The 14,796-nt window shown below is 68.2% G+C and carries 14 protein-coding genes; 5 read left to right on the top strand and 9 right to left on the bottom strand.

The genetic code is table 11. The annotated features are described in order from the left end of the window. Positions 1–19: 19 nt before the first annotated feature. The 3 genes from AB0C34_RS00450 to AB0C34_RS00440 form a co-directional block, all read right to left on the bottom strand. Positions 20–1,327, bottom strand: coding sequence for a cytochrome P450 (locus AB0C34_RS00450; RefSeq protein WP_357065770.1), 1,308 nt, complete (start codon positions 1,325–1,327; stop codon positions 20–22). Between the two features lie 128 nt (positions 1,328–1,455). After that, on the bottom strand, positions 1,456–2,178 hold the full coding sequence (locus AB0C34_RS00445; protein WP_357065768.1) for a TIGR03089 family protein: 723 nt from the start codon (positions 2,176–2,178) through the stop codon (positions 1,456–1,458). A gap of 3 nt (positions 2,179–2,181) precedes the next feature. Then, positions 2,182–3,651 (bottom strand): LCP family protein, encoded by a 1,470-nt coding sequence (locus tag AB0C34_RS00440; RefSeq protein ID WP_357065765.1) that lies wholly within the window; start codon positions 3,649–3,651, stop codon positions 2,182–2,184. 198 nt (positions 3,652–3,849) lie between these two features. Here AB0C34_RS00440 and rfbD point away from each other — a divergent pair, with 198 nt between their 5' ends. The 3 genes from rfbD to AB0C34_RS00425 all read left to right on the top strand — a co-directional run bounded on the left by rfbD (position 3,850) and on the right by AB0C34_RS00425 (position 6,903). Next, on the top strand, positions 3,850–4,719 hold the full coding sequence (gene rfbD / locus AB0C34_RS00435) for a dTDP-4-dehydrorhamnose reductase (protein WP_357065762.1): 870 nt from the start codon (positions 3,850–3,852) through the stop codon (positions 4,717–4,719). A gap of 88 nt (positions 4,720–4,807) precedes the next feature. Further along, the gene (locus tag AB0C34_RS00430; protein ID WP_357065760.1) at positions 4,808–5,704 is read left to right on the top strand and encodes a glycosyltransferase family 2 protein; all 897 of its coding nucleotides are present in this window, start codon (positions 4,808–4,810) and stop codon (positions 5,702–5,704) included. 119 nt (positions 5,705–5,823) lie between these two features. Then, a complete protein-coding gene (locus tag AB0C34_RS00425) occupies positions 5,824–6,903 on the top strand; it encodes an NDP-sugar synthase (protein WP_357065758.1) in 1,080 nt (359 codons plus the stop codon). Between the two features lie 50 nt (positions 6,904–6,953). Here the strand turns inward: AB0C34_RS00425 and AB0C34_RS00420 are convergent, their stop codons facing one another. Further along, a complete protein-coding gene (locus AB0C34_RS00420) occupies positions 6,954–7,769 on the bottom strand; it encodes a toxin glutamine deamidase domain-containing protein (RefSeq protein WP_357065756.1) in 816 nt (271 codons plus the stop codon). Between the two features lie 260 nt (positions 7,770–8,029). Next, positions 8,030–9,625, bottom strand: coding sequence for a carboxylesterase/lipase family protein (locus tag AB0C34_RS00415; RefSeq protein ID WP_357065753.1), 1,596 nt, complete (start codon positions 9,623–9,625; stop codon positions 8,030–8,032). A 266-nt stretch (positions 9,626–9,891) separates the two neighbouring features. Here AB0C34_RS00415 and AB0C34_RS00410 point away from each other — a divergent pair, with 266 nt between their 5' ends. Next, positions 9,892–10,101 (top strand): zinc ribbon domain-containing protein, encoded by a 210-nt coding sequence (locus AB0C34_RS00410; RefSeq protein ID WP_357065750.1) that lies wholly within the window; start codon positions 9,892–9,894, stop codon positions 10,099–10,101. A gap of 21 nt (positions 10,102–10,122) precedes the next feature. On the opposite strand, the gene AB0C34_RS00405 is transcribed toward AB0C34_RS00410, so the two are convergent. Both AB0C34_RS00405 and AB0C34_RS00400 read right to left on the bottom strand, forming a co-directional pair. After that, positions 10,123–10,398 carry a SelT/SelW/SelH family protein gene (locus AB0C34_RS00405; protein ID WP_357065747.1) on the bottom strand — a complete coding sequence of 92 codons (276 nt, stop codon included), beginning with the start codon at positions 10,396–10,398 and terminating at the stop codon, positions 10,123–10,125. Between the two features lie 18 nt (positions 10,399–10,416). After that, complete coding sequence (locus AB0C34_RS00400; RefSeq protein WP_357065745.1) at positions 10,417–10,833, bottom strand: YchJ family metal-binding protein; 417 nt, start codon at positions 10,831–10,833, stop codon at positions 10,417–10,419. Positions 10,834–10,992: 159 nt separating this feature from the next. Between AB0C34_RS00400 and AB0C34_RS00395 the strand changes: the two genes are divergently transcribed. Continuing rightward, a complete protein-coding gene (locus AB0C34_RS00395) occupies positions 10,993–11,565 on the top strand; it encodes an ATP-dependent Clp protease proteolytic subunit (protein ID WP_357065742.1) in 573 nt (190 codons plus the stop codon). Between the two features lie 27 nt (positions 11,566–11,592). Here AB0C34_RS00395 and AB0C34_RS00390 read toward each other — a convergent pair whose 3' ends face one another. After that, positions 11,593–11,958 (bottom strand): hypothetical protein, encoded by a 366-nt coding sequence (locus AB0C34_RS00390; protein WP_357065739.1) that lies wholly within the window; start codon positions 11,956–11,958, stop codon positions 11,593–11,595. Between the two features lie 94 nt (positions 11,959–12,052). Then, the gene (locus AB0C34_RS00385) at positions 12,053–14,506 is read right to left on the bottom strand and encodes an AAA family ATPase (RefSeq protein WP_357065736.1); all 2,454 of its coding nucleotides are present in this window, start codon (positions 14,504–14,506) and stop codon (positions 12,053–12,055) included. Positions 14,507–14,796: the final 290 nt, after the last annotated feature.

The following is a 14,796-nucleotide window of genomic DNA, read 5'->3' as shown; positions in this document are numbered from 1 at the left end:
AGTAGTCGCGCCGCGCAGATCAGACCGCGCTCGGCTCCGGCATCGCCGCGCGGCGCCCGAGGTGGATCGGCACCCGCTGGTAGCCGTGCAAGGTGAACAACTCGCGGCGCTGCGGCGGGCCGTCCAGTCGCAACTCGGGGAACCGACCGAACAGTGCCCGCAGCGCATAGACCCCTTCCATCCTGGCCAGGCTGGCGCCGAGGCACACGTGCACGCCGCTGCTGAAGGAGAGGTGGTCCTTGGCATTCGCGCGACCTACGTCGAAGCGGTCGGGTTCGGCGAAGACCGCCGGGTCGCGGTTGGCGCCCGCCAGCGACAGCACAACGGTGTCGCCTTCGCGGATCCGCACGCCGTCGATATCCACGTCGGTCAGCGCCGTGCGTGCCGTGGTCTGCACCGGCGAGTCGAAACGCAGGATCTCCTCGATAGCGTTCGGCCACAACTCCGGCTCGGCGCGCAGCCGCTCCTGCTGGTCGGGATGGGCGAGTAGCTGCACGACACCGTTGCCGATCAGATTGACCGTCGTTTCGAACCCCGCCCCCATGAGCAGGCTCGCGGTCGCCTCGAGTGCGTGATCGTCCAGCTCGCCCGTGGTGACCAGACTGCTGAGGATGTCCTCACCCGGGTCGCGGCGCAATCGCTCGAGATGCCGGTCGAGGTAATCGTTCATCACTTCCATTGCCCGCAGCGCCCTCCGGTGCACACGCCATCGAATGCCGAGGTCCAGCAACGGTGTCATCCGATCGCCCCAGTCCAGGAACATCGCGGTGTCCTCGTCCGGGAAACCGAGCATCTCGGAGATGATCGCGATCGGGACCTGTGCGGCGAACGATTCGATCAGGTCCGCGGACCCGTCCGAGGGCAGCGCGTCGAGCAGTTCCTCGGTGACGGACTCGACGCGGTCACGCAACCTGCCGACCGCGCGCGGCGTGAACGCCGAAGCAACCGGTTTACGCATTGCCGTGTGCTCCGGTGGGTCGATCACCAGCATCGACGGCGGCTCGACCGGGTTCGGTGGTAGCGGGAAGCGCTCGGCGAACTTCGTCATCGATGTGGGGACACGGAAGCTCTCCTGCGTGCGCACGCCGAACCTGTTGTCGCGCAAGAGGGAACGGCACAGTTCATGATCGAAGGTGGCAAACGCGATCGCGGTGCGGATGATCCTGCCCTCACCGCGCAGCCGTTCGATCAAGGGGTAGGGATCGGCGTAGCCGGTGGGCCCGGCCGTCAGCTCGGCGAACGGGTCACCGCGGCGAGCCTGTACCCGCAGTACGACACGAGGCATGCCGTGCACCTGCAACCAGCGGAACCAGTACTGCGGCTTCATGCATTCACCAACCCCGTCGTTGTGCGATTACTCCACCGTACGGAACACGGACCAATTGTGGAACATCTTCGGGTCGGACCCCGACGGATACCGCGATAGGGCACCGATGTCTGCGGCGCCGGGTGGACTCACCCGCGCTGCGCGGTCACCCGTTCCGAGATGATTCGCCGTTCGCGCTGCGCCGGATCGGGATTGACCACCTGCACCAACGAAGCGCCTGCGGCGAGCACGGCCACATATCCGTCGATCAACTCGGCCGACGTGTCCCACGGCGTACTGGACAGCACCCGGTCGACCTCGGAGAAGCCCTGCCGCGCAGCCGCTTTCCGCGCTTGCGCCAGCACCTCCGCCACCGGCATTCCGTCGAGCGCGACACCGGCTCCCCTGGGCAGGAATTGGTCGCCGTGCACGCGCACCGCGGTCGCGAAATCGGTGACCCCCACCGGCAGGTCGCGCACCGGGGTGCCCATCGCGTCCAGCGAGAGCGCGGCGACCTCGCCGACACCCTCCGACTCGTCCACTCGGTCGAGGGTGACCAGGGCCAGATCGGCGTCCGCGTCCGGGTGCAGCACCACTTCGGCGCCCGCCCACCAGCAACCGAGCAGCACAGCGGCGGTCTGCCAGTGCGCGGGCAGCAGCACGGCGACCCGAGCACCGGGACTGAGGCCGAACTCGTCGCGGATCAGATTGGCGGTCTTGGCCGCCCAGTTCGCCAACGTCAGTCCGGACAGTTCGATCCGCGCGCCGGTGGCGTCGTCGTAATAGGTGACGCGCGGCGCGGCCGGCTCGCGGGCGAGGATCGGATCGAGTACCGCTTCGGTGAGGGTGTGTACCTGATGGATATCACGCATGGGTTAGTTCACGCATTTCGGTCCGTTCTGGCCTGCATCGATCGGGGGGGCGGGCGGGACGGGTGTGGGCGACGTCGACGTCCCGGACAAGTCGAACGTACTGCTTGCCGCGGAGCCCGGACCAGAATAGTCGCTCGCCAGCACGACACTCACCGAATCCGGCGACAAATCCGGGTCGGCGAGGATCGTCAGCCCGCCGAGCGCCTTGGCCACCGCTCGCGCCTTCTGGTTCGCGGTGTCCGCGGCGAGCACCCGACTGCTCGTGACGCGTTGCCCGGTGTAGTTGGTCACCACGCCTTGGTGGAACCCTTTGGCACTCAGCACCCGCGCCACCTGTCCAGCGAGTCCACCGATGCCGGTGGCGTTGTAGACGCTGACGGTCAGCGTCGCCGAGTCGGAAGCGGGCTCGGCGCGGTGCGTGGAGGTGCCGTCGCCGACCAACGAGCCGATATACGCCTTGACCGACTTGGGGTCCACCTTCACCACCGATTCGCCGCTGCTGGTCTCACCGTTGAGATCGACAACAGGGATGGTCTCGAACTTCACCTCTCCGCCGGACAGATCCTTCAACTGCTGTAGGAACGTCAATACATCCCAATCGTCGTCGAGCACGACCGTCCGACCCACCGCTTCGCTGAGCTGGCGTAGCGTGCTCGGACTGCTCAGTGTCTTCGCGCTGAGCACTTGCCGCACCAACTGCGCCATGAACACCTGCTGGCGCACGATGCGATCGAGGTCACCGCGTTCCAGATCATGGCGCTGGCGCACGAAGCTCAGCGCGTGCGGACCGTCCAGGCGCTGACGGCCCGCGGGGAAGTCGGCGCCGGACATCCATTCGTCGACCGGGTTGTTCAAGCACACGGTGACGCCGCCGATGGCATCGGTGAGCAGCACGAAGCCGAGCAGACTCACCTCCGCGTAGTGGTCGACGGTGATCCCGGTCAGGTTGGCCACGGTCTTGATCAGCGCCTGCCGACCCGCCTGGGTGGACTGCTGCTCCGCGTCGGCCTCCGAGACGTCCTGGTCGATCAGCTTCTGTCGCTGAGTTTCCTTGGTAGCGCCATAGGCCGAGTTGATCTTGCCCATGCCGAAACCGGGAATGTTGACATAGGAGTCGCGCGGAATCGAGATCGCGGTCGCGGAACGGCCATCGTTCGGCACGCGCAGCAACACGATCGTGTCGGTATTGGTGCCGACCTCGTTGCCGGCGTGCAGCATGAGCCGCTCGCGATCCGACAGCGGGTTGCCGTGGGCGTCGGTGCGGCTGTCCACGCCGACCAGCAGGATGTCCACCGCGCCGTCGCGGCCACCGCCGAGACCGAGGTCGCCGATGCGCTCGATGCCGGAGATCAGCGCTTCGACACTGCGCCACGCGAACCCGGTGAGAACGAGGACGAGCACCGAAGCGACCGCGACGAACGAACGCAGCGGCCTGAACCGCGGCGCGGCGCGGCCGGTTGGCCGTGCCGACATCGGTGTGCCCCTGCGCTGCGACAACTCTGCATCCTCTCGCCGAAACTCGATGTCCTGGCGACGCGTGCGCAACCGCTCCGCCCCTGATGATTCCGCCTGCCCCACCCGGTTCCGGGAGCCCCTGATACCTCAAGGCTAACGAACCGTTATCGCGAAGGACCTCAACCGCCGGTGTGGCGGCGTGCCAGACTTGCGGCCGTGACCGACCCCACCCCGCCCGGCCCCACCGTCTCCGCACGCCTCGTTGTCACCGGGGCACACGGGCAGGTGGGACGAGAACTGCTGCGTCTGGCTCCGGCCGCGCTCGGCTACGGCCGCGCCGACCTCGATATCACCGATGCCGCCGCGGTACGCGCGCTCCTCGCACCCGGCGACGTGGTGGTGAATTGCGCCGCCTACACCGCCGTGGACCGCGCCGAAACCGATACCGAGGCGGCATACGCGGGCAATGCGACCGGGCCGGCCGTCCTCGCCGCGACCTGCGCCGACCTTGGTGCCCGACTGATCCATCTGTCCACCGACTACGTCTTTCCAGGCACCCATGATCGGCCGTACGACACCTCCGACCCCACCGGGCCGGGCACCGTCTACGGCAAGTCCAAACTCGCGGGCGAACAGGCGGTGCTCGCGCAGTGCCCGGATGCGCACGTGGTGCGCACCGCGTGGGTATACACCGGGCGCGGCAGCGATTTCGTCGCGACCATGCTGCGGCTGGAACGCGAACGCGACACCGTCGACGTGGTGGACGACGAAGTCGGCTCACCCACCTACGCCCCCGACCTGGCCGCGGCCCTGCTGGAGCTGACGCAGCGGCCGGAGGCTCCCCGGGTGCTGCACGCTACCAACGCGGGCGAAGCCAGTCGGTTCGAGTTGGCGCGCGCGGTGTTCGCCGGGATCGGCGCCGAGCCGACGCGTGTGCGTCCGTGTGACTCCTCCGTGTTTCCGAGACCCGCACGGCGCCCGGCATTCTCGGTGTTGTCGCCGCGCTCGTGGACGGAGGCCGGACTGACCCCGCTGCGCGATTGGCGGTCGGCACTGGGCGACGCGCTGGCGCGACGGTCCGACTAGGGTAGGTGGTCGTGAGTGAGCGCAGCGAGCGAACCCTAGACCCAGCAGCTTCACGTCCGGCGAGGCCCAGCGTCAGCGAGGCCGCGTCGTGAGTGCATCCGATTCCGTTGGCCCCGCGGGCCTGGCCGTCGTCACCGTCACCTATTCACCGGGTGAGCACCTCGAGCACTTCATCACCACCCTCGCCGCGGCAACCACCGAAAAGCCGCAGGTGATCCTCGCCGACAACGGGTCGGTGGACGGGGTGCCGGAGCTGGTCGCCGAGGCCAATTCGCACGTGCGGCTGCTCCACACCGGCGGCAACATCGGCTACGGCGGCGCGATCAACCTGGCAGTCGCGGAGATCGACCCGGACATCGAGTTCATCGTGATCTCCAATCCGGACATTCGCTGGGGCAGCGACGCCATCGACACGCTACTCGCCGCCGCCGAGCGCTGGCCGCGGGCGGGCGCACTCGGGCCGATGGTGCTCGAACCGGACGGCAGCGTGTACCCCTCCGCCCGCCGGGTACCGGGGCTGCTCGACGGCGCGGGTCACGCGATCCTCGGCGCGGTGTGGAAGTCCAACCCGTGGACCCGCCGGTACCGGCAGGAGAACGAAGAGGTCTCCGAGCGGGCCGTCGGCTGGCTGTCAGGGTCGTGCCTGCTGGTGCGGCGCGCGGCTTTCGACTCGATCGACGGCTTCGACTCGCGCTACTTCATGTATATGGAGGACGTCGACTTCGGCGACCGCATGGGCAAGGCGGGCTGGCACAACGTGTTCGTGCCGGATGCCGAGGTCACTCATGCCAAGGGCCATGCCGCCGCCCGTCATCCGGAGCTGATGCTGCCCGCGCACCACGCCAGCGCCTACCGGTTCCAGGCCGACCGGCATCCGCACTGGTGGCAGGCACCGTTGCGACTGGCGTTGCGGGCCGGACTTGCGGTGCGCTCACGGATTGCGGTTCGATCTGCCCTGCGCCAACAGGCGCGCAGCGCCGAGTGAACGACATGAGCGAGCGCGGCGAGTGATCATCGACACCGCGCGCATCGCCCATGACGGAGCCGAACGTCGGCCAGGCGCAGGCATGAGCGAGAACGACCCACTGTGAACAGGGGAGCTTGATGGCAGGAAATGCAGGCACCGACGCCGTGATTCTGGTGGGCGGTCAGGGGACGCGGCTGCGTCCCCTGACCCTGTCGGCTCCCAAGCCGATGCTGCCGACGGCCGGGTTGCCGTTCCTGACCCATCTGCTCGCCCGTATCGCGGAGGCCGGGATCACCCACGTGGTGTTGGGCACGTCGTTCAAGGCAGCGGTGTTCGAGGAGCACTTCGGCGACGGTGCCGAACTCGGACTCGACCTCGAGTACGTCACCGAGAGCGAGCCGCTCGGCACCGGCGGCGGCATCCGCAACGTGCTGCCCAAACTGCGCGCGGACAACGTGATGGTGTTCAACGGTGACGTGCTCGGCGGCACGGATCTCGGTGCGGTACTCGACACCCACGAGTCCACCGATGCCGACGTGACACTGCACCTGGTCCGGGTCAGCGACCCGCGCGCGTTCGGCTGTGTGCCGACCGACGAGAACGGCCGGGTCACCGCGTTCCTGGAGAAGACCCAGGATCCACCGACCGACCAGATCAACGCCGGCTGCTACGTCTTCCGCCGCGAGTACATCGAGAAGATCCCGGCCGGGCGTCCGGTCTCGGTGGAGCGCGAGGTCTTCCCGTCGCTGCTCGCCGAGGGCGCCCGCGTCCAGGGTCACGTCGACACCTCCTACTGGCGTGACATGGGCACTCCCGAGGACTTCGTCCGCGGCTCCGCCGACCTGGTGCGCGGTATCGCGCCTTCCCCCGCCCTGCCTGGTCAGCGCGGTGAATCGTTGGTTCATCCCGGTGCGGGTGTCGCGCCGGGAGCGGTGCTCATCGGCGGCACCGTGGTCGGCCGCGGCGCCGAGGTCGGCGCGGGCGCGCGGCTGGACGGCGCGGTCGTCTTCGACGGCGCGGTGATCGAGGCGGGCGCCACGGTCGAACGCACCATCATCGGCTTCGGTGCGCGTATCGGCCCGCGCGCACTGGTTCGTGACGGCGTCATCGGCGACGGCGCGAACATCGGCGCGCGCTGCGAATTGCTGCGCGGGGCCCGGGTCTGGCCCGGCGTCGTGATCCCGGACGGCGGAATCCGCTTCTCAACAGACGTGTAGCCGGACCGTGTCGAATGGTGGTCCGGCGCATGCCGATCCGAACCGCCCCATCAGCGACGCGGCGTATGTATTCCGAGGTAGTTGACGATGCTCGGCTCCGGGTCCGGCAGATCATCCACCCGCAGATAGCGCAACGCTGCCGCCCGCTGGATATGTTCTGTGGCGTCCGTCAACGGGGGATTGGGCTGTCCGTCGACAAAACGGATACCGGTACCGGGCACGTGCTCGACATTGAATACATGGGAATCGCCGAGGTCGAGGTGCTGCCCCGGAGGCCAGTCCGCGATGACGATTCCCCGGGAACCCGGTTCCTGAAACGCATCGCGCAGATGGCTGCGCTGAAACACTGTCGTGAACCGGCGCTCCCAGGCGATCTCGGTAAAACTGTGCGGGAACCCGGCCTCGAACGGGAAGGACACCTGCCCTGCCTCGACGTCGTACCCTCGCCGCCGCAACTCGTAGGCGGTCGCCACGGCTACACAGTTATTCCTCCGGCGCGGATCATTTGGATCGAAATGCGGACTCACCCTGGCGAGGGAGTCGTCGACTTCTCGGTTGACCCGGTCCGAGCGCAGTGATCGCGGATCGAACCACACGAAGTCGTCGCCCCACCGTAGGGAGGAGACTTCGGTCATTTCCCTGGGTTCCGCAACCCGCCCCGCATGGGTAGCCAACCGCATTTCGCCGTGGCGGTCCATGTCGACCAGATCATCCATCACTCTGCGCACCTGTTCCCCGGCACGCCGTAGTGCCCAGGCGAGGGCAGGTGTCTCGTGGTCGAGGGCTGGGCGAGGTTCGACGGCTGCGCGAGCGAGGTCCGCGGCCACGCGCCGAAAGGCCATGACCAGCACGTTGGTCGCCTGCATGTCCACCACACCTGTCCACGAAAAATATACCGACCGGTTTTTCGCGAAAATAGACTCGAATGTTAACAGCAACGCCTCGGGACCGCGCCTGTCGCTGCGAGACCGGACGTCGCCCATCGGACCGATCGGCAGCTACCCGCCGGAGTCCAGGTACTCAGCGACAACATTCCGAACACCAGGTTGGTGCGCTGGCAATCGCCCTGCCAGCGATCCGCAGTCAGAAATATGTCGAACAGGACGAATGGCGTCGCGGCACCGCACTAGCTGAATCCCACGGCCTGTTCGCCCCACACGCTGTGCAATTCGCGATCAGGGTCGTCCACCGCTCGGTCGACGGTGTCGACGACCAGAGTGGTCCGGGCGGACAGACGGTAGGGGGGCCAGTGTTTCGAACCGTCGAGGGCGGCGGGGACGCCGTGGGTCGCGAAAGCGACCCAGCGGCGCATCATTCGCCCGGATACCTCCATCGCGATCTTGCGGCCACCGAGCCAGAAGGTCGGATCGTGGTTCAAGGTACCGAAGTTGCCGAAGACATAGGGCAATTCGGTGGCGTGACCCGCACCGACACGAGCCGCACGCAGCATCGGAGTGGCGTAGTCGAAGCGGTACATCCAGGTCGGCGAGTGCTGGGCGTGCGCGTCGGCCACCCAGTGCGCCGGCATCCGGAAGGCCGCGTCGGTGGACATCGCCAGCGCGCCACGAGTCTTGGCCAGATCGGGATAGGCCGAGGTGATCTCGGCGATCCGCTCTGGTGACCACTCCGGGTGGCCGGCCGCGACGTCACGCAGCATCACGTTCACCGCGTCCGGGGTCACCGGCATGATCGGCGAGCGGAACAACCGGAACAGCGACGCCTCGTCCTTGTTGGTGCCGATGATCAGCGGCACCCGGTGCGAGCGGCCCTGCTGGAACCGATCGATCGGGTAGGTGGGCAATAACTCGCCATCGACTACCGGAGCCGCCGCCAACCTACCCGGCTCCTTCAGCGGGATCTCGTCGAGCAGCACTCCCGCCGCCTCGACGATCCGGTCGATCGGGCATGCCAACAGCTCTTTGGCCCGCGCAGCAGGCAAATCCATCAGCTCCAGGAACCGTCGCGCCACCACCGCCGCACGCTCCTGCCCGAAGACCGTGGTCGCGGGCGGACTCTGCGCAATCGCCTTGTGGAACAGACCGCCCGCGCGCGGCGAGGTCAGCAACGCGGTGACACAGCCCGCGCCGGACGACTCACCGAACAGCGTGACATTGCCCGGGTCGCCACCGAACGCGGCGATGTTGTCGCGCACCCACTCCAGCGCGGCGATCTGGTCGCGCAGACCGAGATTGGGCACGAAGTCGTCGCCGAGCGATGACAGGTCGAGAAAGCCGAGCGCGCCCAAGCGATAGTTCACGCCGACGACCACGACGTCGCCGGTCGCAGCCAGCTTGTGCCCGTCGTAGATCTGCTGCGCGGCGGTGCCAAGGCAGTACGCACCACCGTGCAGCCAGACCAGGACCGGCCGCGGCTCGTCCGCGTTCGAGGTACGGTCCCGGGCGTTGTCGTGCCGCGACGACCAGACGTTCAGCCACAGACAGTCCTCGCCCATCGTCAGATCCGAGTCGACCGGGACCATGGCGCCCATCGTCTGCGGCGCGATCTGACCGAAGTTGGTGCAGTCACGCACCCCTTCCCAGGTCGATGGCGGCTGCGGGGGCGCGAATCGCGACGTTCCCGATGGCGCGGCCGCGTAGGGAATGCTGCGCCAGACCGCGACCGACCCCGCGCGCACGCCACGAACGTCGCCGTAAGTGGTACGCGCGACCGGTGCGGCGAGGTCGTCGGGACCGGGCTCCGTCTCGAAGAACTGAGCGCTCATCTCAGACCTCCTCATAACCTCTTGTCGAGGGTACGTCGGAGATCAAGCCGACAACGTTTCGTTGCCAGCACATTGCCGCATGCCGGAGGAATCAACCGCTGTTCAGGCCGGGTCGAGATGAGCCGTGTCGAATCGGTCACGTCCGTCGCAACCGCGGCCGATCGGGCCGCGGACGCGATGCCGGCACACGGAGGATGCGACGGAGCGAGACGGGTGTGCGCGGGCCGACCCGAACACCACGGTCGCACAGGCCTTACACTGGCCCAATGCCGAGTTACAGCTATCGGTGCCGCGGCTGCGGTGACACGTTCGAGATGACCCGCCCGATGGCGGAAGCCTCGGCGCCCGCGACCTGTCCGCGCGGCCACGACGACACGGTCAAATTGCTGACCACCTTCGCCACGGTCACCAGCGGCGGCGGCGCACCAGCGCCGGGCCCGGCGGGCGGCTGCTGCGGCGGCGGCTGCTGCGGCTGAGAGATCCGGCCGGGACCGGCGTCAGTCCCGCCGATCCACGTGACCTAGATCACGCTCGGGCGCTACCCGGTCGCGCACTCGTTGCTTGAGCATCGCGATCTCAGGGAACCCGCCATCGGCCTTGCGCTCCCAGATCTGCTCGCTGTCGACGGTGATCCGGAATATCCCACCGGAACCAGGGATCAGCGCGACCTCGCCCAATTCCGCGGCGAAGGTGCTCAGCAACTCCTGCGCCATCCAGCTCGCCCGCAACAGCCAGCGGCATTGGGTGCAGTATTCGATCGCGACGCGTGCCATGCCCACCGACGCTACCGATCACGCCTGGAGTGTGCCGTCCAGGTAGACCCATGCGCCATCGGACCGGGCAAACCTACCGACCTCGTGTAGCGTGCCGCGACCGTTGTCGTCGCGATAGTGCGCGACGAACTCCACCGTGCCGCTATCGTCGAACAAACCGCCCCGTTCGGCCGCGCGAATCTCCAGGAACAGCCAGCGCTGCGCCGGATCGAGCCACACCTCCGGTGGGCGGGTGCGCGGATGCCAGGAACGCAGCAGGTAGTCGACGTCCCCGCTCGCGAACGCGGTGTAGCGCGACCGCATCAGCGCCTCCGCCGTCGCGGCGGATCGTTCTCCGCGCAGCACCGGGCCGCAGCAGTCGTCGAATGCCTCGCCCCGACCGCACGGGCACCTACGCGATCCGCTCTCGACTGTTCCTCGCCTGCCCTCGCTCATGCCATCGATCTTGCCGCCGGACGAACGACACACCCGCTTCGGGTGTCGCCGATACCCCGAAAAACCGTAGCCTGATGCGGAATTACGTTCGCTCACAGCGTAATTCGCTGTTGGAGAACTCCCATTCCAAGATGCTCGGCCAACTCCTACGCTCTGGCCATGGCTACCAGTGGACTCACCTTCGACGACGCGGTGTACGAACGACTCCTTTGTGAACGCGTCATCTTTCTCGGCCGACAGGTCGACGACGACATCGCCAACCGGCTGTGCGCGCAGTTGCTGCTGCTCGCCGCAGAAGATCCGAACCGCGATATCAGCTTCTACATCAACTCCCCGGGCGGCTCGGTGGACGCGGGCATGGCCATCTACGACACGATGACCTACGTCGGCTGCGACATCGCGACCTACGCGATGGGTTTGGCCGGGTCGATGGCGCAGGTCCTGCTCACCTGCGGCACCGCGGGCAAACGTCATGCGCTCGCGCACACGCGCATCCTGATGCATCAGCCCTCCGCCGGACTCGGCGGCTCCGCGACCGACATCCTCATCATGGCCGAGCAGCAAGCGCTCATGAAGCGCCAACTCGCCGGGCTTGTCGCCGAGCGCACCGGTCGGACGCACGAGCAGATCCTGACCGACTGGGACCGCGATCGGTGGTTCAGTCCGGCCGAGGCCAAGGAATACGGGATCATCGACCACGTCATCGGCGGCCCACCGAGGTCGACGCCCTAGCCGCGCCCTCCCGGACGGTGCGCGCGACTAACGACGGTGCGCGTCGACGGCCGCCAACTCCGCGGTGAGCGCGATGGCCTGTTCCCGCCACCGGCGTAGATCGGTGACGCTCGGCGCGAGTTCGTAGTCGTGGTAGTGCGCGGCCCGTGACAGCGCCGCCCACAATGCCGCGACTCGGGCCGCCACCTCCGGTCCGGCGAAGGCACGCAATGCGATCAACTGCGCCCGCATCGGACAGCGGGCCAACGCGGGCGCCAGCCGCAACCACAGGTCGTCGACCGACTGTTCCAGAGCGATGCGCAGAATCCACGCGACCGCCCTGGACCACAGGCCGCCCGCATCGGTCACCGAACCGGCCAGCAGTCGATCCACGGTGTCGAACCGCTCGGCCACCGAAGGACGATTCGCGCGTGGGCGCCGCGAGCCGTTGCGCGGCCCGGGTCCACGGCGCGCGCCGGCCGGTGGACGCCGCCCGCTCACCGCCGCCTCACCGGCTCAGCCAGTCGACGAACTTCTCGGTCTCGCCGATCAACTCGCGCATAGTGCGCCCGATCGGCACATGCGCGCCCGCCGTTGCGTCACGCAGCGCGTCCACCACCCACCTTCCCTCGCGCGCAACCAAGTTCTTGTTCAAGTCGTCCACCTTGCTGCCGACCCCGAACACCGCGAGCGCCACCTTTGCCCTGGTGGAGTGCGCGGCGTCGATGTGGCGTTCGACCTCGCGGTGGTTGATCCCCGCGGCGAGCAGGGTGCGCCGGGCCCTGGCCAGGCTGGCCGCCTCAACCGCGGAACGGCAGCAGGTGGCGACGAGTTCGTCGGCGATCGCTGCGGGCAACTGCGGAGTGCGCACCAACGCGCGGGCGTCGTCGAGGTAGCGGCGGATCGGATCGCTCGACACCCGGACCTCGACCACCGAACGGTCGCGGCGCTGCACCTCCAGCACGGTGGCGTCGAGCGACATCCGCCGCACCGCCTCGGCGAGTCGCTCGTCATGGGTGAAGACCACCACCTGGCGGGTCCACGCGACCGTGGCGAGCACCTGAGCCAGACCGTCCACCTTGGCCGGGTCCATCGCCTGCACCGGGTCATCGATCATGACGAAACGAAAGGGGCTCTCTTCGACCGTGGCCCGGGGCAGGAACAGCGAAAGGCCGAGCGCGTGCAGTTCCCCCTGGCTCATCACACCGAGCGCGGCGCCGTCCACGTCGTCCACGGTCACGTCCAGCAGCACCCGACGCGCAGTTCCCGCGTTGCCCTGCAACCGAATCGCGCCGAGCTCGACGTTGCTCTGCTGGCGCAGCGTCTGCCACACCCAACGCGCCGTCGTCGCCAACGGTGTCATGCGCTCACCCCGTAAGCCCGCGGTAGCCGACTTCAGCCAGTCCTCGGCCTTTTTCACCGTCCGCAGTTCGGCCGTGTCGGCGGCGACCTTGTGGGCGCCCTCCAACCAGCTCGCGATCCGCGGCACCAGCGGCGTCCACACCTCGTGCAAGCGGTCGAGTTCCTTACGGGTCCCCTGCTGCAGCAGTTCGAGCTCGTCGGCCAGTCGCGCGTGCACGCCACGCAGCCGATCGGGCAGTTCCGGGGTGTAGTCGGCGCCGGATATCGCCGCCCAGTCGGCCCATGCCGCGCGCACCGCGGAGGTGTCCACCGACGGCGGCGTGCGCGGATCGAAATCCAGTTCCGCGGGTACGAGATTCGGCAGTGCCCGTGCCGCGCGTACGGCATCATCCAGGTCGGCGCGCGCGGTGGCGAGCGCGTCGACCCGGACGGCGAGCTGGTCGATAGCGGCCTCGGTGTCGCGGAACCACTCATCGTCGAGTGCGCCGCGTCCGCAGACCGGGCACGGACAGGTCCCGCTCGCCGTCCGGTGATCGCGCGCCTTCCGCAACAGCTCCAGGACCCGAAGGTCGGCCGCCGCGTCGGTAGTCGTGTCCCTGGCCAGGGCCGCGCCACACTCCGTCAGCCGGACGGCGGCCTCCGCCACGTCCGTGCCGGTCGGCAGCGCGAGCCGAACGATGGCCCGCAACCCGTCCGATCCGACCGGGTCGTCGACGACACCGAGCACCTCACGACCGACCGCGGCGAGATCCGGCTGTGCGAGGCGCAGCAGATCGGCCACGCGCACCGCCCGATCGTCGTCCACCGACGCGAGCAGTTCGAGCAGTTCCAAGCGTTCCAGGCGCGAGTCTCGGACGGCACGTTCCAATTCCAGCCGGCGAACCCGGATTCGTTCCTGCGCCACGGTGAGTTCGTCGAGGCCGAGTAACTGGTGCAAGGCATCGAACAGATCACTCGGCTTGCCGTCGACCAGCGCACCGAGCTCGCTGTAGGACAGGAAGGGACGGTAGAGCTCCAGTTGGGCCGCCCACCGGTCGGTGTCGAATTCCGCTGGCGGACCAGGCGGATGCTGCTCGGTCCAGTGCGCGTCGGCCAGATCGGCGGTGGGTTCCCACTCCTTCATGATGGTCGAGCTGGGCGCACCCCCCGCGGTCAGCAGCGCCAACTCGATGCGGGCCGCGCTGCCGTCGTGCAGGTTGCGCCAGCCTTCTCGCCACGCGGCCGAACGGCCATCCCATCGGCGATTCCCGCCGGTCAGCGCCAGTTCGGCAGCTTCGGCGAAACTGGATTTACCGCTGCCGTTGCGGCCGACCACCAGGGTGAGGCCGGGACCGGGCGGCAGGTGCAGCGTCGCCTCCGGGCCGATGCCACGGAATCCACGCACCCGGATGGAACGCAGGAAGATCCCGGAGTGATCGAATTCCGTTGCGGAATTATCGGACTCGGTGCCACCGAGCGCGCGCAGCACGGTCCGGGTGACCGACGGCGTCACCGCAGGATCCTCGGCGAGGCGCCTGGTCACCACGTCGGACAGCCGGGGTGCGGACGCCGAGGGGCCGCCGACGTGGACGACATGGACGGCGTCGGGATCCGGGCGCATGCGAAAATCCCCTCACCACGGAGCCGCCACGTCCTCCGGCCCCGTGCACGGCAGCATTGTCGAAGCTGTGCGAAACGCTACCCGAAGCCGACGAATTCGCCCACAGGGCTGGTGCGAATCTGCCCGCGGGGATGGATATGGCCATCGAAACGACTCGGCCCCGTTTCGATGTCCACCCCTCGCCAACCCCGGCGGGCAGCTCGATGGTGTCCACACCCGTTCCGGGTGGCTCGGCCCAGCCGAACAGCACAGAATGCCAGAGCGCGTTGATCGACGCAAGATCACCTCGG

This window comes from Nocardia sp. NPDC049220 (genome assembly GCF_040647855.1).
GTDB lineage: Bacteria > Actinomycetota > Actinomycetes > Mycobacteriales > Mycobacteriaceae > Nocardia.
The sequence above is the reverse complement of the archived record's forward strand: the minus strand, read 5'-3'. Positions and strand labels throughout refer to the sequence as shown.